This is a genomic window from Chryseobacterium sp. HNCC26DJ238, from assembly GCF_057180465.1.
Window position 1 is genome coordinate 129,394 of sequence record NZ_JBXUGI010000007.1, and the last position, 18,983, is coordinate 148,376.

At 36.4% G+C, this 18,983-nt stretch carries 11 protein-coding genes; all 11 read left to right on the top strand.

Features of this window, described 5'->3' with window-relative positions:
* Positions 1 to 42 precede the first annotated feature (42 nt).
* The 11 genes from AC2A07_RS08655 (at position 43) to AC2A07_RS08705 (ending at position 18,868) form a co-directional block, all read left to right on the top strand.
* Complete coding sequence (locus AC2A07_RS08655; RefSeq protein ID WP_484050060.1) at positions 43 to 1,812, top strand: ComEC/Rec2 family competence protein; 1,770 nt, start codon at positions 43 to 45, stop codon at positions 1,810 to 1,812.
* 145 nt (positions 1,813 to 1,957) lie between these two features.
* Complete coding sequence (locus AC2A07_RS08660; protein WP_314495446.1) at positions 1,958 to 2,620, top strand: succinate dehydrogenase cytochrome b subunit; 663 nt, start codon at positions 1,958 to 1,960, stop codon at positions 2,618 to 2,620.
* A 15-nt stretch (positions 2,621 to 2,635) separates the two neighbouring features.
* Positions 2,636 to 4,648: a fumarate reductase/succinate dehydrogenase flavoprotein subunit gene (locus AC2A07_RS08665; RefSeq protein WP_314495449.1), complete on the top strand. Its 2,013-nt coding sequence runs from the start codon at positions 2,636 to 2,638 to the stop codon at positions 4,646 to 4,648.
* Between the two features lie 24 nt (positions 4,649 to 4,672).
* Complete coding sequence (locus AC2A07_RS08670) at positions 4,673 to 5,440, top strand: succinate dehydrogenase/fumarate reductase iron-sulfur subunit (RefSeq protein ID WP_314495451.1); 768 nt, start codon at positions 4,673 to 4,675, stop codon at positions 5,438 to 5,440.
* A 298-nt stretch (positions 5,441 to 5,738) separates the two neighbouring features.
* A complete protein-coding gene (locus tag AC2A07_RS08675) occupies positions 5,739 to 7,283 on the top strand; it encodes a redoxin family protein (RefSeq protein ID WP_314495463.1) in 1,545 nt (514 codons plus the stop codon).
* A 157-nt stretch (positions 7,284 to 7,440) separates the two neighbouring features.
* Positions 7,441 to 8,847, top strand: a complete 1,407-nt coding sequence (rlmD, locus tag AC2A07_RS08680; protein WP_484050061.1) for a 23S rRNA (uracil(1939)-C(5))-methyltransferase RlmD — start codon at positions 7,441 to 7,443, stop codon at positions 8,845 to 8,847.
* 37 nt (positions 8,848 to 8,884) lie between these two features.
* Positions 8,885 to 11,359: a zinc-dependent metalloprotease gene (locus AC2A07_RS08685; protein WP_484050062.1), complete on the top strand. Its 2,475-nt coding sequence runs from the start codon at positions 8,885 to 8,887 to the stop codon at positions 11,357 to 11,359.
* 6 nt (positions 11,360 to 11,365) lie between these two features.
* Positions 11,366 to 11,830 carry a DUF6452 family protein gene (locus AC2A07_RS08690; protein ID WP_484050063.1) on the top strand — a complete coding sequence of 155 codons (465 nt, stop codon included), beginning with the start codon at positions 11,366 to 11,368 and terminating at the stop codon, positions 11,828 to 11,830.
* Positions 11,796 to 12,455, top strand: a complete 660-nt coding sequence (locus AC2A07_RS08695; RefSeq protein ID WP_484050064.1) for a DUF6048 family protein — start codon at positions 11,796 to 11,798, stop codon at positions 12,453 to 12,455. The genes AC2A07_RS08690 and AC2A07_RS08695 overlap by 35 nt, the downstream gene beginning before the upstream one ends.
* 289 nt (positions 12,456 to 12,744) lie before the next feature.
* A complete protein-coding gene (locus AC2A07_RS08700) occupies positions 12,745 to 15,660 on the top strand; it encodes a reprolysin-like metallopeptidase (protein ID WP_484050065.1) in 2,916 nt (971 codons plus the stop codon).
* Between the two features lie 235 nt (positions 15,661 to 15,895).
* The gene (locus tag AC2A07_RS08705) at positions 15,896 to 18,868 is read left to right on the top strand and encodes a reprolysin-like metallopeptidase (RefSeq protein ID WP_484050066.1); all 2,973 of its coding nucleotides are present in this window, start codon (positions 15,896 to 15,898) and stop codon (positions 18,866 to 18,868) included.
* Positions 18,869 to 18,983: the final 115 nt, after the last annotated feature.

Sequence of the window (18,983 nt, forward strand, 5' to 3'; positions counted from 1 at the left end):
TTTTCAGATTTTTATTATTTTAGTCATACAAAATGATGAAAATTGAACAAACAGCCACTTCTTATACTGGTTTGCTGCTTTATCTCTGGAATTTTATTTCAGGATTACTTTTCTTTTGACAGAAATTTTATTTTTTCCACAGCAGTTTTCTGTGCTTTTGTTTTTATATCCCGATTCTTCAAATCTTATTTAATAGCAAAAGTCAGCCTTCTCTTGCTTTTTGCTTTCTTTTTTGGATTGGGAATTAACCTGCATTATCTAAATTATCCGGAAGCGCCCAAAAATTTACCCAATTCTAATGAAAGGATTATTTTTAAAGTTTCTCAGAAATTAAATTCTACTGATAAGAATAAGAAATATGAAATCTTTGCAAAGGCCGGAAAAGAAACTTTTAAGTCTGTTTTACTGATTCCAAAAGAAAGTAAAGAGCTTGATTTTGAGCATTATTACAGAGCTGAAACTTTTATAAGTCAGCCGAAGGCTCCTGAGTATGATTTTCAGTTTGATTATTCAAAATATCTTCAGCGGAGAAATATTTTTTATCAGTGTTATAGTAATGGTGAGATTGCATCTACAGTCAGAACAGATCTTCCATTCGGTGAAAGAATACGTCAGGAAAGACTAGAGGTTCTGCGGCGCATCAATCATTCTCAAATGTCATCAAAAAGTCAGGAGTTTTTAAAAGGGATTATTCTTGCGGATCGTACAGAGACTGATTCAGAGACTTTACAGGATTTTAACCGATCGGGTCTGATGCATTTTCTGGCTATTTCAGGAACGCATGTTGTGGTTATTTTCGGAATGCTTTATTTTGTTTTAATGAAATTCCTGCCTTTAAGATTCAGGAAATCCGTTATTATCTTGAGTTTGATGTTTATCTGGATTTTTGCTTTGTTCATTGGTTTTGGAAGTTCGGTTGTACGTTCCTGTATTATGTTAACGGTTTATTTCATTTATGTGTTGCTACAAAGAAAATCGGATTTGCTGCATTCTTTGGCTCTTTCTGCTTTTGTAATTCTTATCATTGATACCCAGCAGTTATTTGATGTAGGATTTCAGTTGAGCTTTCTGGCAGTTTTAGGGATTTACTGGCTCAATCAGCCTATTTTAAAGTATTTACCCAGACAGGATAACTACCTGAAAAAAATCATCTTCAACACCATTTCCATTTCTCTTTCTGCCCAACTGGCAACGCTGCCTTTGGTTTTATGTTATTTTCATCAGTTCTCTTTTATTTCAATTATTGCCAACTTTTTCATCGTTCCTTTTTCAGAGGTAATTATCATCTTTTCTTTTTTAATGACCGGTTTGATGGCAGGAGGTTTTGATTTCGGGTTCATCAGCATGATTTATGATTTTATTATTGAGCTGCTGTTGAACACAATCCATTGGTTTGCAGATTTTGAATGTTTCTTTTTTGAGAATATTTCGATGACTGGAGTTGAGGCTTTTTTGATGTTTGTTGTGATTTATCTTTTAAGATTTGTCATCGTCAGGCATACATTTAAAAATACCGCCAAGTTTACGTTATCAGTTTTGCTGTTTTTTATAATACGAACTTCCTGGAACATATATGAAAATCAACAGGAGGAAATTTTGGTATATCACTATAAAAGAGGCAAGGTGTTTTCTGTAAAGAAAGGGGATTCTGTCTGTTTCTGGGTTGAGAATATACATGAGTCAAAAAAAATTCAGCAGTATATTGTAAATCCTTATCTGTCCTCCCGCAGAATAAAAAATGTTGCTGTCAAAATACTTCCTTCTTCATCAGAAAAAGTTGTTTTTAACAACCGTATTTATGAATTGAAATAATTATTGATTTTTTAAAATTTTCCTGCATTACTGATGTTTTTCAATGTTATTTAGAAAGATTACAAACTGCCTAATAGTGAGATTTCTCACTTTTTAGTTTTATTAACATTCCTTAATTTTGTGGAAAATCAAATTTAAACTCAATATGGCAGGTTTAACAAGTTCTTCGATAGGCAGGAAATATGCTATGGCACTTTCAGCAATGTTTTTGCTGATTTTTCTGATCATGCATTTATCCACCAACATGACATCTGTTTTCAGTGAAGATGTTTTCAATTCAGCTTCTCATTTTATGGGGTATAATCCGGCGGTTCAGTTCCTGATGCAACCTATTTTAATGTTTGCTGTAATATTCCATTTTGTAATGGGATTCATCTTAGAAATAAGAAATAACAAGGCGCGTCCTATTAAATATGCCGATAACAAAGGTTCTGCTAACTCTACATGGATGTCAAGAAATATGATTATTTCCGGTGCTGTGATTTTAGCATTCCTTGTATTGCATTTTTATGATTTTTATTTTCCTGAAATGAACTATAAGTACATTCAGGCAAATACACCGGACGAAACCAGATATTGGGTAGAACTTCACCACAAGTTTCATGATCTTTGGAGAGTGATTCTTTATGTAGTTGCATTCGGATTGCTTGGTTTACACCTGGCACACGGATTCCAGTCTTCATTTCAGTCAATCGGAGCTAGACATCCAAAATATACACCGGTGATCAAGGCGTTTGGAAATTGGTATTCAATCCTTATCCCGCTTGGTTTTATTTTCATCGCAGTTTTTCATTACGTAACTCAATAATTTCAATATACTAATATGAGTAAATTAGATTCTAGAATTCCAGCTGGTCCGCTTAAGGATAAATGGAAAAATCATAAAGACCATATGAACCTTGTTGCGCCTAACAACCGTGATAAAATTGATGTTATTGTTGTAGGTACAGGTTTGGCAGGAGGTTCTGCGGCAGCTACCCTAGCTGAGCAAGGATATAATGTAAAGGCATTCTGTTATCAGGATTCACCGAGAAGAGCGCACTCTATTGCAGCTCAGGGTGGTATTAATGCTGCTAAAAATTATCAGGGAGACGGTGACTCTACTTACAGACTATTTTATGACACTATTAAAGGTGGAGATTATAGAGCAAGAGAGGCAAACGTTTACAGATTAGCTGAAGTTTCTGCAAATATTATCGACCAGTGTGTTTCTCAGGGAGTTCCATTTGGTCGAGATTATGGCGGACAATTAGATAACCGTTCATTTGGTGGAGTTCAGGTTAAAAGAACATTCTACGCAAAAGGTCAGACTGGTCAACAGCTGCTGTTAGGTGCATATTCTTCATTAAGCCGTCAGATCGGAAAGGGAAGAGTGAAAATGTACAACCGTCACGAAATGCTTGAGTTGGTCATTGTTGACGGAAAAGCCAGAGGGATTATCGCAAGAAACCTGGTGACAGGTGAAATCGAAAGACACTCAGCTCACGCAGTTGTTATTGCATCAGGAGGTTACGGAAACGTATATTTCCTTTCAACGAATGCGATGGGTTCAAACGTTTCTGCAGCCTGGAAGATTCATAAAAAAGGAGCTTATTTTGCAAATCCTTGTTATGTTCAGATTCACCCGACCTGTATTCCGGTTCACGGGACACAGCAGTCTAAACTTACTTTGATGTCTGAATCTCTCAGAAACTCAGGAAGAATCTGGGTTCCAAAGAAAATTGAAGATTCGGTAGCCATCAGAGAAGGTAAGCTTAGACCGGAAAATATTAAAGAAGAAGACAGAGATTACTATTTGGAAAGAAGATATCCTGCATTTGGAAATCTTGTTCCTCGTGATGTGGCGTCCAGAGCCGGTAAAGAAAGATGTGATGCTGGTTTTGGGATAGAAAATAACGAAACTAAAGAAGGTGTTTACCTGGATTTCTCTACGGAGATCATGAAGAAAGGTAAAGAATCTGCCATTGAAAAACATATTCAGAATCCTACAGATCAACAGATTTATGATCTTGGAAAAGCCTGGATCGAAGAAAAATATGGTAACCTATTCGTCATGTATGAAAAGATTACTGCTGATGATCCTTATAAAACTCCAATGAAGATTTATCCTGCAGTTCATTATACAATGGGTGGGGTTTGGGTTGATTATAACCTGCAGTCTACCATTCCGGGATGTTTCGTAATTGGTGAGGCTAACTTCTCAGACCATGGAGCCAACCGATTGGGAGCTTCTGCATTGATGCAAGGTTTGGCAGATGGTTACTTCGTGCTCCCTTACACCATTGCAGACTATCTTTCTGCAGATATCAGAACAGGAGAAATTCCTACTGCTTCTGCTGAATTTGACGAAGCTGAAAAAGAAATTAAAAGCAAAGTAGATTTCTTTGTGAATAATAAAGGAACACATTCAGTGGATTATTTCCATAAACAATTGGGACACATTATGTGGAATAAGGTTGGAATGGGAAGAACTCCTGAAGGTTTGAGAGAGGCCATTGCAGAAATCGATGAAGTAAAGAAAGATTTCTGGAAGAATGTGAAAGTCATGGGTGAAGCTGAAGGAATGAATACAGAGCTTGAAAAAGCATTCAGGGTAGCTGACTTTATCGAATTGGGACAGCTAATGGCAATCGATGCTTTGCATAGAAATGAATCTTGCGGAGGGCATTTCAGAGAAGATCATGCTACTCCGGAAGGGGAAGCAGAAAGAGATGATGTCAACTTCAAATATGTTGGAGCGTGGGAATATCAGGGTGATGATATCAAGCAGGAAGTATTGCATAAAGAAGATCTGATCTATGACAATATCGAAGTTAAAGCGAGAAGTTACAAATAATCTCCAACCTATAAATATAAAATTATGAGTGCAAAAAAAGGCCTTCATCTTACGCTGAAAATTTGGAGACAGAAAAATACAAAGACTAAAGGTCAATTTGAGACCTACAAAATATCAGATGTTTCTACAGATTCTTCTTTCTTAGAAATGTTGGACATTCTGAACGAAAATTTAATTAACGAAGGAAAAGAGCCCATTGCTTTCGACCACGACTGTCGTGAAGGAATCTGCGGGATGTGTTCTCTCTATATCAACGGAAGAGCTCACGGACCCGATACCGGAATTACAACCTGTCAGCTTCACATGAGAATGTTCAAAGACGGTGAAACGATCGTGATCGAACCATGGAGAAGTGCTGCTTTCCCTGTCATCAAAGATTTGATGGTTGACAGAAGCGCGTTTGACAGAGTAATGGCTGCAGGTGGATTTATTTCGGTAAACACTTCAGGAAATACTTTGGATGCGAATGCTATTCCTGTTCCTAAAGAAGATGCTGATAAGGCAATGGATGCCGCTGCATGTATCGGTTGTGGTGCTTGTGTAGCGTCTTGTAAGAATGGTTCTGCAATGTTATTTGTCGGAGCAAAAGTTTCTCAGTATGCTCTTTTACCTCAGGGTAGAGTAGAAGCTAAGAGAAGAGTTTTAAATATGGTGAAAGCCATGGATGAGGAAGGCTTCGGTAACTGTTCAAATACGGGAGCCTGTGAAGTGGAATGTCCTAAAGGTATTTCTCTTGAGAACATTGCAAGAATGAACAGAGAGTATCTGGCTGCTTATGCAGACAGAGGATAATCTGTTTTTAAAATAAATCATAAAAGACTCCAGGGAATATTTCCTGGAGTCTTTTTTATCTGCTGTAGTTTTTTTTCTTCTGGAATTCAATTATTTTTCACTCGATACAACTAAAAATTGATTCTGAATTTTTGATTACTGACAAACTCATTTATGATAAAATATTGTATTTAAAAGAAAAGAGAATTTCACGATGTAAAGAAAATTATTTATTTAGTTAAATCTTTCATAAAATGAATTATTGAATTGTTGTAAGTTTATCAAAAAACCTATTTTTGTGCAATTATTAAAATCAAAAATGAAAAAATATCTTTTGTTGTTTGTCATTGCAATATTTGTAATGTCTTGTTCAAAAAAAGTTGAAGTAAAAGGAAAAATCGCAGGAAGTGCTCCCTTAGAGAGAGTCGAATTTGTCGAGGCTTCCGGTGTTGCAACATTGCCGTTAATCAATATGGGCTTAGATAAAGACGGAAATTTCGCAGGAAGTTTTGAAGCGCCTAAAAATGGAATGTATGTTATTAACTATGCTGGTAAGCAAAACTTAATCTTCCTGAAGGGGGGACAGACTGTTAATATTTCTGGAAGTGCTGCTACATTCCCGAACGAATATGTGGTGACCGGTGATGCCAAAAATGACAATGATTTCTTTCAGGCGAGCCAGAAATTTCTTTCTACTTATGGTCAGGGACTGAATATTCAGGAACTGATGGCAGGGGATGAAGCGAAATATGTGAAAGGAATGCAGAAAATCGAAGCTGATATCAACAAAAATATCGAAGAGAATGTAAAAAAATACAATCCGGGTAAAGAAGTGGTAGAGTGGAAAAAAACAGATGCAAAAACTGCTATTCTTAATCTTCTGGTCAATTATGAAATGACTAAAAAGCAGATTTCAGGTAATCCTTCTTTTAAAATGGGGAAAGTATTTACGGATTATGAAAACAAGTTAAAAGAAAACAATGACGAAATGGTAAAAACAAGCCCTTTCTACAGACAGTATCTTTTAACAAAAATGAGTCCCGATTTCCAAAAATTTGCAGAAGCGAAAAGTAAAGGAAAAACAGATATCACCACATCGGAACTGTTTAATGAATTTCTGAAATCCCAAAAAGAAGTTTCACAGATTACCAAAGATTATCTGTTGGCATTTGTAATGGCTCAGTCAGATATACATCCGCAGACTCCTGCTAAGACAGCTGATAAAATTAAGAAGATTATTGAAGAAGATATTAAAGATTCAGGAATCAAAGCTGATATCAAAAAAATGCAGTTTACGATCAATGGATTTAAAATTGGTGATGATGCTCCTGAAGCTTCATTGATAAAAGCAGACGGAAAATCTTATAAATTAAGCGAGAACAAAGGGAAACCTTACGTACTTGTTTTTTATGCATCATGGAACCCGTACATCTCTGAAGGTACAGTACCTGTATTGAAAGAGGTTGTGAACTTCTATAAGTCTAAAATGAATTTTGTTTTCGTCAACCTTGACGACACAAAAGATCAGTTTACTAAAACAAGCAATGCGATGATGAAAGGAATTCAGGGAACTAATGTTTATGCAGAAGGAGGTCTTAATTCTGACATAGCAAAAAAATACGGAGTTTACGGATTTAAATTGCCAAACTTTATTGTTGTAGATAAAAACGGTAAGATTGCGAGCAGATCTTTTGTCAACTTAGGCGACCAGGATTTGATTACGATTTTAGATAAACAAACAGGTCTTTCTGCACCAAAGGCTGCTCCTCAACAGCAGATGATGCCGCAGATGAATATGGATCCGTCAACACAGCCTGCTCCTCCTGTACAGGAGGCTCCTCAGCAGCCAGCTCAGACAAAATAATAAAATTCACACAATATAAAAAAACCTTGTCTTCTGATAAGGTTTTTTTTATTGTATTTTTGCAACGTGAAACCTTATGGTGAATCAGTGTATAGAAAAAAATAGAAAATTTACGGGGATAAAAGTAGAAAGTTGGATCCGTAGTCATAGAATTGATATGAGAAAGAAGAAAGATGTAATTCTCGAGAATATAAAACTTATAACTGCAGGCGCTAAAGGTGTTGCCATTGGAAAGACGGAGGAAGGTAAGACTGTTTTGGTTTCAGGAGGAATCCCCGGTGATATAGTGAATGTAAGAGTTAAAAAGTCGAAGTCCAAATATTTTGAGGCTGAAGTAAAAGAAATTGTTGAAAAATCTCCTTTCAGAGTAGAACCTAAATGTATTCATTTTGGGACTTGCGGAGGCTGCAAATGGCAGAATATGAGCTATGAAAAGCAGCTTGATTTTAAACAGGAAGAGGTTTATAATAATATTAAGAGAATTGGCGGAATTGAAGATTTTGAAACCGTTCCTATTTTAGGAGCAGAAGAACAGTATTTCTACAGAAATAAAATGGAATTTTCTTTTTCTAATGCAAGATGGCTGACACAATACGAAATCAGTTCTGAAGAAAATTACGGAAGCAGGGATGCTCTCGGTTTCCATATTCCCGGAATGTGGAGCAAGATTTTAGATTTAAAAGAATGTTGGTTACAGGAAGATCCCTCCAATGCTATTCGTCTCGCGGTCAGAAATTTCGGAATTGAGAATGGATTGGACTTCTTTGATGTAAGAAATCAGGAAGGCTTCTTAAGAACCCTGATGATGAGACAGAATTCCCAAGGAGAATGGATGGTTCTTTTTCAGTTATACAGAGAGGAAAAAGCAAACAGGATAAAACTTTTTGATTACCTTTTGGAGCAATTCCCGCAAATCAAAACATTGGTTTACGCCATCAATCCTAAACAGAATGATTCAATCTACGATTTAAATGTCAATACTTATTTTGGGGATGGTTTTTTAATGGAAGAAATGGATGGGTTAAAATTTAAAATCGGTCCTAAATCTTTTTTCCAGACCAATTATAAACAAGCCCTGGAATTATATAGAAAAACACTGGAATTTGCCGATTTAAAAGGAGATGAAGTGGTTTATGATCTATATACAGGAACTGGAACGATTGCACAGTATGTTGCGCGAAATGCAAAACAGGTTATTGGTATTGAGTCTGTGCAGGAAGCAATTGATGCGGCGATTGAACATGCTGAGCTGAATGGTTTGACCAATACAACCTTTTATTGTGGAGATATGAAAAATGTCTTTAATGATGAGTTTTTAGAAAATCATCCAAAAGCAGATGTATTGATTACCGACCCGCCAAGAGACGGAATGCACCAGAAAGTTGTTGAGCAGATCCTAAAGCTTGCTCCTGAAAAGGTAGTGTATGTTAGTTGTAATTCAGCAACACAGGCAAGAGATCTGGCTTTAATGAAAGAGCATTATACTTTAGTGAAAATTTTACCGGTAGACATGTTTCCACAAACGCATCATGTGGAAAATATAGCATTATTGGTCAAGAAATAATTATTTTTAAATTTGAATATATAAATCAGATATTGACATGATAAAAAACTGTAAAGCATTCTTCGTATTGGCAGCCTTGGTATTTTTCCAGCAGAATTTATTTTCTCAGGAAAAAAATAAAGATTCTGTTGCTTCAAAAACAGATACAGCTAAAGTTAAAAAGGATGATAAAAAGAAAATTCTGATTAAACCTTTCAAAGAAATCATTACGGATAAGGCGGTTTCGGATCAGGGAGTTTTTACAGTTCATAAAGTTGACGATAAATATTATTTCGAGATTCCTGACGCAATGCTGAAGAAGGAATTTCTTCTCGTTACAAGATTGACAAAAGCGGCTGCGGGAATGCGTTCCGGAACTTCCGGGTATGCCGGAGACCAGATTGGTCAGCAGGTCATTGCCTTCGAAAAAGGTCAGAAAGATAAGATTTTATTAAGATCAATTTCCCATGTCGATTACGCCCGCGATTCCACATCAGACATGTACAATTCTGTAACCCGGAACAATGTGCAGTCGATCATTAAATCTTTTGATATCAAGGCTTATGGAATTAAGAAAAATTCTTCTGTTATTGAAGTGACAGATGTTTTAAATTCTGATAACGAACTGACTTCTTTTTCTGTATGGTCTAAAGACAATTACAGAGTAGGAAATTTCCAGAAAGAGATGTCGTTCGTAAATTTTGTAAAATCTTTTCCTACAAATATTGAAATTAACACGACCAAAACTTTTGCAAGAACTTTAGGAAGACCTGCGACACCTGCGGTGCCGGGGGCTATTGCTCCAAAAGTAAGTGGAAATTACACTGTTGAAATCAATTCTTCATTTGTACTTCTTCCTGAAAATAAAATGCAGTCCAGGTATTTTGATCCGAGGGTTGGATATTTTACAGTTGGATATACAGATTTTGATCTTGATCCTCAGGGAGTAAAAAAGATTTCACTGGTTAAGAGATGGCGTCTTGAGCCAAAACCTCAGGATGTAGATAAATACAATAAAGGAGAATTGGTAGAACCCGCAAAACCGATTGTGTTCTATATAGATCCTGCAACGCCAAAAAAATGGGTGCCATTTTTGATGCAGGGAGTTAATGACTGGCAGAAAGCTTTTGAAAAAGCAGGTTTTAAAAATGCAATTGTCGCAAAAGTTCCGGATCCTAAAATTGATACAGAATGGAGTCTGGAGGATGCAAGGTTTTCAGCGATTGTGTATAAGCCCTCGGATGTTCCCAATGCTTCAGGTCCATCCATCGCAGATCCACGGACTGGAGAAATTCTTGAAAGTCATATCAATTGGTATCACAATGTGATGATGCTCTTGAGAAACTGGTATTTTGTACAGGCTTCTCCGAATGACCCGCGGGCAAGGAAAATTGAGTTCGAGGATAAGCTCATGGGTGAGCTGATTCGTTTTGTCTCATCCCATGAAGTCGGGCACACCCTAGGTTTAAGACATAATTATGGATCAAGCTCTACTGTGCCTGTTGAAAAGTTGAGAGATAAAAAATGGCTGGAAAAAAATGGACATACCCCTTCAATTATGGACTATGCCAGGTTTAACTATGTGGCGCAGCCCGAAGATAATATCGGTGATTCCGGAATTTTCCCAAGAATCGGGGATTATGATGATTGGGCAATTGAGTGGGGATATAAGAGATTCAATCAGTTCAAAACTCCTGATGCTGAAAAAGAATACCTGAATAAATGGGTTATTAAAAATCTTAAAAATGAAAGACTCTGGTTCGGAACAGAATCTAATCCTCTTGACCCAAGATCACAAAGCGAGCAGGTAGGTGACAATGCCATGATTGCAAGTACATACGGGATAAAAAATCTTCAGAGAATTATTGATAATTTAGAAAAGTGGACGAAAACTCCCAACGAAGATTATGCAAATCTAGATATGATGTACGACCAGGTGACGACTCAGTTCAGAAGATATTTAGGTCACGTATCAAAATATATCGGTGGACAAATGGAAACACCAAAAACAGCAGAACAATCCGGTGCAGTATACGAAGCAGTTGCTAAAAAAGATCAGAAGGAAGCCATGAAGTTTTTAGACGAGAACATTTTCACAACCCCACAATGGCTGATTAAAAAAGATATTTTTGATAAAACGGGGAAAACTCCCGTAAAAACAGTTGAAGAAATTCAGAACGGTGTCCTGGGAAGAATTTTAAGCCAGATGGTTCTCCAGAATATGTACCAGATGGAAGCTGTTGAGCCGAATACTTATTCTGTCATCGAGTTGCTTTCTGATTTGAATAATTCTATTCTTAAAAAAGAAAACACTGATATCTACAGAAGAAATCTTCAGAGGAATTATATTGATTCACTGATAAAACTCGTTGATAATAAATCTTCTGACAAATCAGATGTTTCGGCATTGGTCAGAGGAAATCTAAATACTATTAAAAAAGAGCTTTCTGTACAGTCATCTTCTGATCTGGTGAATAAATACCATTACGAAGATTTGGTTTTCCGTATTGAAAAGGCTTTAGACCCCAAATAATGTAATATGAAAAAATTAGTATTACTCTTTATATTATCTCTGATGGTAATATCCTGTGGTGGAGATGATGACATTTGTGAGAGCGGTGAAGGAACTCCGAGAGTGAAATTTAAGTTTAAAAATGCTGACAAAATTACAAGATTGGATTCTTTAAAAATCTATGTGGATTACGGAGTTCGAACGGTTGATCTGGGATGGAGCAGAAATGCAGATTCCATCTTGGTCCCACTTAGAGTTGACAATTCTCCTTATACTGATATGTATATAAAAAGAACAAAAAAGGGAGATTCTTCCAAAGTGCGCATCAATTATACAACGAGATCCATTTATGTTTCACCAGGCTGCGGTGCTAAAATAAATTACGAGAACCTAAATAGTCAATTATTAAAAGCAGCTCCTGTTGTAAAACTGGAAGCCGGACAAAACTTTATTGAAAATGAAGACAAAACTAATCTTTACCTCGTTTTTTAGCTTTTTAGCGGTTTTGGTTTCTGCTCAGGAAAATAAAAAAACTGAAAAAGAAAAATGGCACTACGAACCTAACTTTATGGTGGGTGTGGATGTACTGAATACAGGAGTTTCCTTTTTTTCAGATAGACAGTTGTTTCAGGGTTTTATTTCATCAAAAATAAAAGGAAATATCCATGCAATTATAGAGGCAGGATTTGAAAAAAATATCTATCAGAAAAATGGTTATGATGCGACAGCCAATGGTCCATTCTTTAAAGTGGGTGGTATTTATATGTTAGCAAGAGATCCTGAAAATGAATTCAATGGTTTCTATGGCGGACTGAAAATAGGAGGATCTTTTTATAACCAGGAATATTATGAAATTCCTATTCGCGGATTTGGAGGCAGCAGTTCATCAGTTTCATTACCCGCATCATCACAATCATCATTCTGGCTTGAAGGCGCGATCGGGGGGAGAGTTCAGCTTTTTGAATCCAATTTTTTCATCGATGTTAATATGCAGCCAAGATACCTGATGGTAACTTCCAAACAGGATGAAGTCGTACCCATGATAGTTCCCGGCTTCGGTAGAAGTTCATCTAAATTTAATATGGGATTCGCATGGAGTCTTGCCTACAAGTTCTAGAAAGAAATTTATTGATTTTTTTTACTAAGCAATAACTCTTGCACTTATAAACAACTTTTATATGGTATGCTGTAAGTTAAAATATTTTTGTGTTATTCTGATGACAATTGATTTATTTTGCTGTTGTATCTGTTAAAAATAAGTGGTAATGAATCTGTGTTTTGATGAAAATATTTCTGTTTTTTATTATGAAATGTTAATGTAGTATTATTTTAACACTTTATATGTTTTTTTCATTGTAATCGTGTTTCTTTTTAGTGGTATATTTGAATAATAAATAATTATTCAAATGAAAAAACTCTTTACAGTTTTATTCTGCAGTGTAATGATTGGCTCTGTGTCTGCACAATGGAGCCCGGCTGCTTATGAAGAGGGGGTGAAAAAATCTTCCGATGTACAAAGTTATTACAGGCTTGATCTTAATAAAATAAGAATTCAGCTGAGTAACGCTCAGGAAACAGGGAAAAATGCAAAACCTGTGGAAATTTCTCTGCCAACTTTAGATGGTAAAATTGAAAAATTCGCAGTTTATAGCTTTCCTGTAGTCGTTAAAGAATTGGCTGATCAATATCAACTTGGTTCTTATATCGGTGTAGGTATTGATGACCCTTCAAAAAATGTCAGATTCTCAGTAGCTCCAGGTGATTTTCAGTCGATGATTGAAAAGAATGGAGTTTATGAGTTTATTGAACCTCAAAACTCAGATAAAACGATTTACGGAATTCATCCAAAAACTCATTATACTCAGGGGCAGGGCTTTCTCTGCAGCATGAATGAAAATATATTATCCAAGAAGCAGATGGATAATTTATATAAAAACGGCAAATCATTCACAAACAGTATATCCAATTTTGCCAAAACGTCTGACAAAAAATACAGAACCATGAGACTGGCGATGTCTGTTACGGGTGAGTATACCGTATTTCATGGAGGTACTGTAGCAGGAGCTTTAACTGCAATTAACGCTACAATGACTAGAGTAAATGGCGTTTTTGAAAAAGATTTTGCTCTTCATTTAAATGTTCAAAATTTTCCTGCTGTAATTTATACCAATGCTTCAACAGATCCATATTCTGCTGCTGCAGCAGGAGCAGGAGGTGCATGGAATTTAGAACTGCAGAATACACTGACAAATATTGTAGGCAATGCTAATTATGATATAGGACACCTTTTTGGAGCTTCAGGAGGTGGTGGAAATGCAGGATGCATTGGATGTGTCTGTATTAATCCAAGTGTTGATGAACCAGAAGGGAAAGGTTCAGGGTACACTTCACCGGCTGACGGAATTCCACAGGGAGATAATTTTGATATTGATTATGTTGCTCATGAAATGGGTCACCAACTGGGAGCTAATCATACTTTTTCTCACGCCATTGAAGGGACTGGGGTCAACATGGAGCCGGGATCAGGTTCTACAATTATGGGGTATGCCGGTATTACCAGTGCAGACGTACAAAATCATTCTGATGCATACTTTCATGTAGCGAGTATTCTTCAGGTTGAAGAGAATCTTATGGATAAAACGTGTGATGTGGAAACAACCGTTGTAAATGATCCTCCTGTTATTGCACCGCTTACGAATTATTCAATTCCTAAGGGAACGGCATTTGTGCTAACTGCATCTGCCACTGATCCGCAGGGAGATCCTATGACGTACACCTGGGAGCAGTTTGACTCTGCTTCGACATCGGTAACAGGTGTTACGGGAAATAACCTTACAGGAGCTCTTTTCAGATCATTAATTCCTACAACATCACCAACAAGATATTTTCCAAAATTATCATCTGTCTTAAATGGAAATCTTACCATTCCTGCAGATTGGGAAACCGTTTCTAATGTTGCCAGAGAAACTAATTTTGTGGTTACCGTGAGAGATAATAATCCAACAAGTACTTCTCAACAGACACAGAGTGATATCATTACGCTAATGGTAGGGAATGATGGCCCTTTTAAAGTTAATACAGCGCAGGTTTATCACAACACTGCAACTTCACCAGTTAATTGGGATGTTGTCAATACCAATGTTGCGCCTTATAATGTGGCCAATGTTAAGATTGATTATACAACAAATAACGGAACAACGTGGACTGTCCTGTCTGCTTCAACTCCAAATGACGGTAGTGAAAGTTTTGCTTTTCCGGCTTCCCTGAATGGACAGAATATTAAGCTTAGAATTTCATCTGTTGGAAATGTGTTTTATGCTGTGAAACAGATTCTGGTAACAGCAGCGGCAAGTTGTGACGGAAGCGCGCCAACGAATGTAACTGTAAGCAATGTCACTTCGTCTTCTGCTGTTCTTAATTGGAATTCTATTGTTAATGCCACTTATCAGATCAGGTATAAAAAATTCACTGAAACTACCTGGACGCAAGTGACATCAGCTACTAACAGTGTTACTTTAAATGGTTTGGAAGAAGGCATGAAGTACGATGTGCAGATTGCTGCCGTTTGTTCAGGTACCACAGGTAGTTACAGTCCTTTAGCTCAGTTTGTGACATTATCGACTGTCGTTTATTGTGCCCAGACTTCTGCGGATCCCGGAGATGAGTACATTTCAAATGTTACTTTATCAAATCTTAATAATACAACAGGTGCTGCTACCTATACAGATTATGGTACAGATGTTTCTAAAATTGTGAATCTTGTTGCCAACTCAACAAACAATACTGTTTCGGTAAGTAAAACATGGACCGACCTGACGTATAATGAAGGAGTTGCGGTTTGGATTGATTTTAACAGGAATGGAACATTTGAAACCAGTGAAATGGTTATGAATTCTGCAGCGAGTGCAGCAACCCCGGTGACTTCTACGTTTACCGTTCCGTCAACTGCTGTATTGAACAAAACATTAAAAATGAGAGTTGCGTTACGTTATAATTCCGTACCCGCTGCATGTACTTCTTTCACGTACGGTGAAGTAGAAGATTATAATGTTATTGTTGCGAATGTTTTGGGTGTAAATGATGTTATTGGTGCAAACCACAATATCCGGATATATCCTAATCCGGTAAGTGAGATTTTAAATGTTACCAATGTCTCTGATAAAGCTGCATATAAAATTTATAGCGCAGCAGGTCAGTTGATTGGAAACGGAAATGTCAATGACGGAAAAATCAATGTTTCTTCATTGATAAAAGGTGCTTACGTTATTACCATTGAAGAAAAAGGAAAAGATTTATTCAGATCGAAATTTATCAAGAAATAATTCAATATAATTAATAACACTCCGCCTCACAATTTGTGCAGGCGGATTTTTTTTGAAAACCATCTATTAAAGGGCTTTTAACTGAAATGAAAATTCATTTTGACCATCAGTTTTAGTAAGTACTGTTTACAGATTAAATTATAATTATCAAAATTTTAATAATTTTCGGTTACTTATATAAATATTTAATGTATAATTAATACTATATTTGGAAAATAAAAAATAATTCAATTATATGAAAAAAATGCTTACTGCTTTGTTTTGTAGTGTGATTGGTGTTTCTGCTTTTGCGCAATGGACGCCTGCCACTCCGAAATTAGATACAAAAAAAAGAGTGTCGAGTATAAAACCTGCTAATCTTGCAGTTTATTACAAATTAGATTTAGATCAACTTAAATCTCAGTTAAGAAATGCGCAGGAGAGCGGGCCTGACGCAAAACCTGTTTATATCTCTTTACCAACATTGGAAGGCAAAGTCGAAAAATTTGCTGTTTATAGTTTTCCCGTTATGGTTAAAGAATTGGCAGACCAATATCAGTTAGGTTCGTATGCAGGTGTAGGTGTTGAAGATCCCACAAAGTTTGTTAGATTTTCAATAGCACCCAACGATTTCCAATCGATGATGAGTAAAGCCGGTGAATACGAATTTATCGATGCTCAGGATTCTTCGAAAACTCTTTACGCAGTTCATCCAAAATCAAACAATCCCGAAGGCAAATCTTTTACATGTACTACTTCTGAAAATCCTGGTGCAGTAGCGGAATTAAATGAATTAAAAGTTTCCGGACAGTCATTTAATAATCAATTTTCAGATTTTGGAAAAAGTTCTGATAAGAAATATAGAACGATGAGATTGGCAATGTCTGCTACTGGAGAATATACGACGTTTCATGGCGGTACAAAAGCTTTAGCTTTAGCAGCAATAAATGCGACTATGACTCGTGTGAATTTTGTATTTGAAAAGGATCTGGCATTACACTTAAATGTACAAAATTTTCCGGATATCATCTATCTTGATGCTGCAACTGATCCTTATAATACTAATCTCAATTTTGAACTTCAGCAAGTCTTATCTTCAAGTGTTGTCGGAAGTGCTAATTATGATATAGGACATGTGTTTAATGCAGCAGGTAACAATGGTAACGCAGGCTGTATAGGTTGTGTTTGTATAGCCCCAACTTCTACAAATCCTAATTTGCAGACGGCTTACGGAAAAGGATCTGCATTCACACAAAGTACAAATCCGGTAGGGGATGCTTTTGATATTGATTTTGTAGCTCACGAAATGGGTCATCAGTTAGGAGGAACCCATACATTTGCGCATGCATTAGAAGGATCTTCTACAAATGTAGAACCAGGTTCAGGATCAACAATCATGGGATATGCTGGGATTACCGGTGCAAATACAGATGTTCAGCCAAACTCAGATCCCTTTTTCCATAAAGTGAGTATCTCGCAAATTCAGACAAATTTAGGTGTTAAAACCTGTGACGTTGAAACAACAATTGCAAATAATCCACCGGTGATTGCAGCTTTGCCAACGTACAATATCCCTAAAGGAACTGCATTTGTTTTGACAGCATCTGCTACAGATCCTGAAAATGATCCGATTAACTATATGTGGGAAGAGGCTGATAATGCATTAGTAGTAATTAACAAAAACAATATAGGATCAACTACTACAGGTGCTACTTTCAGATCACTCACTCCTACGACAAGCCCTTCAAGATATTTTCCTAAGTTGACATCAGTTCTAAATGGTGTTTTAGATAATGCTAATAATGGATGGGAATCTGTTTCTAAAGTTGCGAGAACTACTAAATTTGTAGTTACAGTGAGAGATAATAATGTTATTCCTACTCAGCAGCAAAGTGAATTTGCAGAACAGACAATTATTGTTGGTAATGATGGACCATTCAAAGTAAATTCCCAAGCAGCAAATACCACAGCTCCTACACCTATTGATTGGGATGTTGCAGGTACATCTGCTGCACCTTACAACGTTGCTAATGTTAAAATTGATTACACAACGAATAACGGTACTACATGGACAGTGTTATCAGCTTCTACGGCAAATGACGGAACTGAAAACTTTAGTTTTCCAGCTTCGCTCAATGGTCAGACTATTAAATTAAGAGTCTCTTCTATAAATAATGTATTTTATGCTATAGGACAGATTAATGTATCAGCATTTGCTTCGTGTAATGGTTCTGCTCCGACGGGCGTAGTTGCAAGTAATATTACTGCGAGTAGTGCTACTGTAAGCTGGGCACCAATTTTAAATGCTACTTACAATATTCGTTACAGAATAGTAGGTCAGTCTATCTGGCAGCAAACAACTTCTACCGCACCGTCAATTTCATTAACAGGTTTGACTGATGGGGCTGCTTACGAAGTTCAGGTATCTGCTGTATGTTCAGGAATTTCTGGAGCTTATTCAGCTTCTACAAACTTCTCCACAACAGCAATAACATATTGTACTGCAGCAAGTAACAGTGGACAATTTAACTACATTTCTAATGTTACATTGGCATCTGTAAATAATACAACAGTGGGTACCACTTATTCAGACTTTACTGCCAATCCGTCTTTACAAGCAGTCTTAGTACCTAACAGTACAAATAATACCATAAGTGTATCCCTTACAGTAAATAATGTTGGTGCTGTAAATAATGCAATGGCTGTATGGATTGATTTTAACAGAAATGGTGTATTTGATTCAAATGAAAGAGTTTTAAATATGCCAGGAACAACTTTAGTACTTGGACAAAATGTTAAAACGGGAGCGTTTGCTGTTCCTTCAACAGCAATTTTAAATGCTCCATTAAGAATGAGAGTAGTGACTGTTTTGTTAAATGCTGCAAGTATAGGTGCTACAATACCAGATTCTTTTGCTTGTGGATCTTTCCCTAACGGTGAAGTTGAGGATTACAATGTTATCGTATCATCAGCATTATCAACAAATGAGACATCTAATCCAAATAATGGTATTCAGATCTATCCTAACCCTGTAACTGATTTCTTAAATGTTACAAAAGTTTCAGATAAAGCAACCTATAAAATTTATAGTGTGACAGGACAGTTGGTAAATAGTGGTTCTATCAATGACGGGAAGATTAATGTATCTTCTTTAATCAAAGGTAACTATGTCATTTCTATTGATGATAAAGGAAGGGAAGCTTTCAATTCCAAATTCATTAAGAAATAATAAAACATCTTAATATTTAATAAATCCTCAGTTTTTACTGGGGATTTATTTTATTATGTAATCATAAGTGAGATTTTTGTGTGGTAGTAATAAAAAAAATAGTTAAAAATATCAC

What these genes read in the sequence shown, in the direction of transcription:
- AC2A07_RS08670 (WP_314495451.1), top strand. Translation starts at nt 4,673, where the DNA reads ATGAGTGCAAAAAAAGGCCTTCATCTTACGCTGAAAATTTGGAGACAG.
- AC2A07_RS08690 (WP_484050063.1), top strand. Translation starts at nt 11,366, where the DNA reads ATGAAAAAATTAGTATTACTCTTTATATTATCTCTGATGGTAATATCC.
- AC2A07_RS08660 (WP_314495446.1), top strand. Translation starts at nt 1,958, where the DNA reads ATGGCAGGTTTAACAAGTTCTTCGATAGGCAGGAAATATGCTATGGCA.
- AC2A07_RS08700 (WP_484050065.1), top strand. Translation starts at nt 12,745, where the DNA reads ATGAAAAAACTCTTTACAGTTTTATTCTGCAGTGTAATGATTGGCTCT.
- AC2A07_RS08705 (WP_484050066.1), top strand. Translation starts at nt 15,896, where the DNA reads ATGAAAAAAATGCTTACTGCTTTGTTTTGTAGTGTGATTGGTGTTTCT.
- rlmD (WP_484050061.1), top strand. Translation starts at nt 7,441, where the DNA reads ATGAGAAAGAAGAAAGATGTAATTCTCGAGAATATAAAACTTATAACT.
- AC2A07_RS08685 (WP_484050062.1), top strand. Translation starts at nt 8,885, where the DNA reads ATGATAAAAAACTGTAAAGCATTCTTCGTATTGGCAGCCTTGGTATTT.
- AC2A07_RS08665 (WP_314495449.1), top strand. Translation starts at nt 2,636, where the DNA reads ATGAGTAAATTAGATTCTAGAATTCCAGCTGGTCCGCTTAAGGATAAA.
- AC2A07_RS08675 (WP_314495463.1), top strand. Translation starts at nt 5,739, where the DNA reads ATGAAAAAATATCTTTTGTTGTTTGTCATTGCAATATTTGTAATGTCT.
- AC2A07_RS08695 (WP_484050064.1), top strand. Translation starts at nt 11,796, where the DNA reads ATGAAGACAAAACTAATCTTTACCTCGTTTTTTAGCTTTTTAGCGGTT.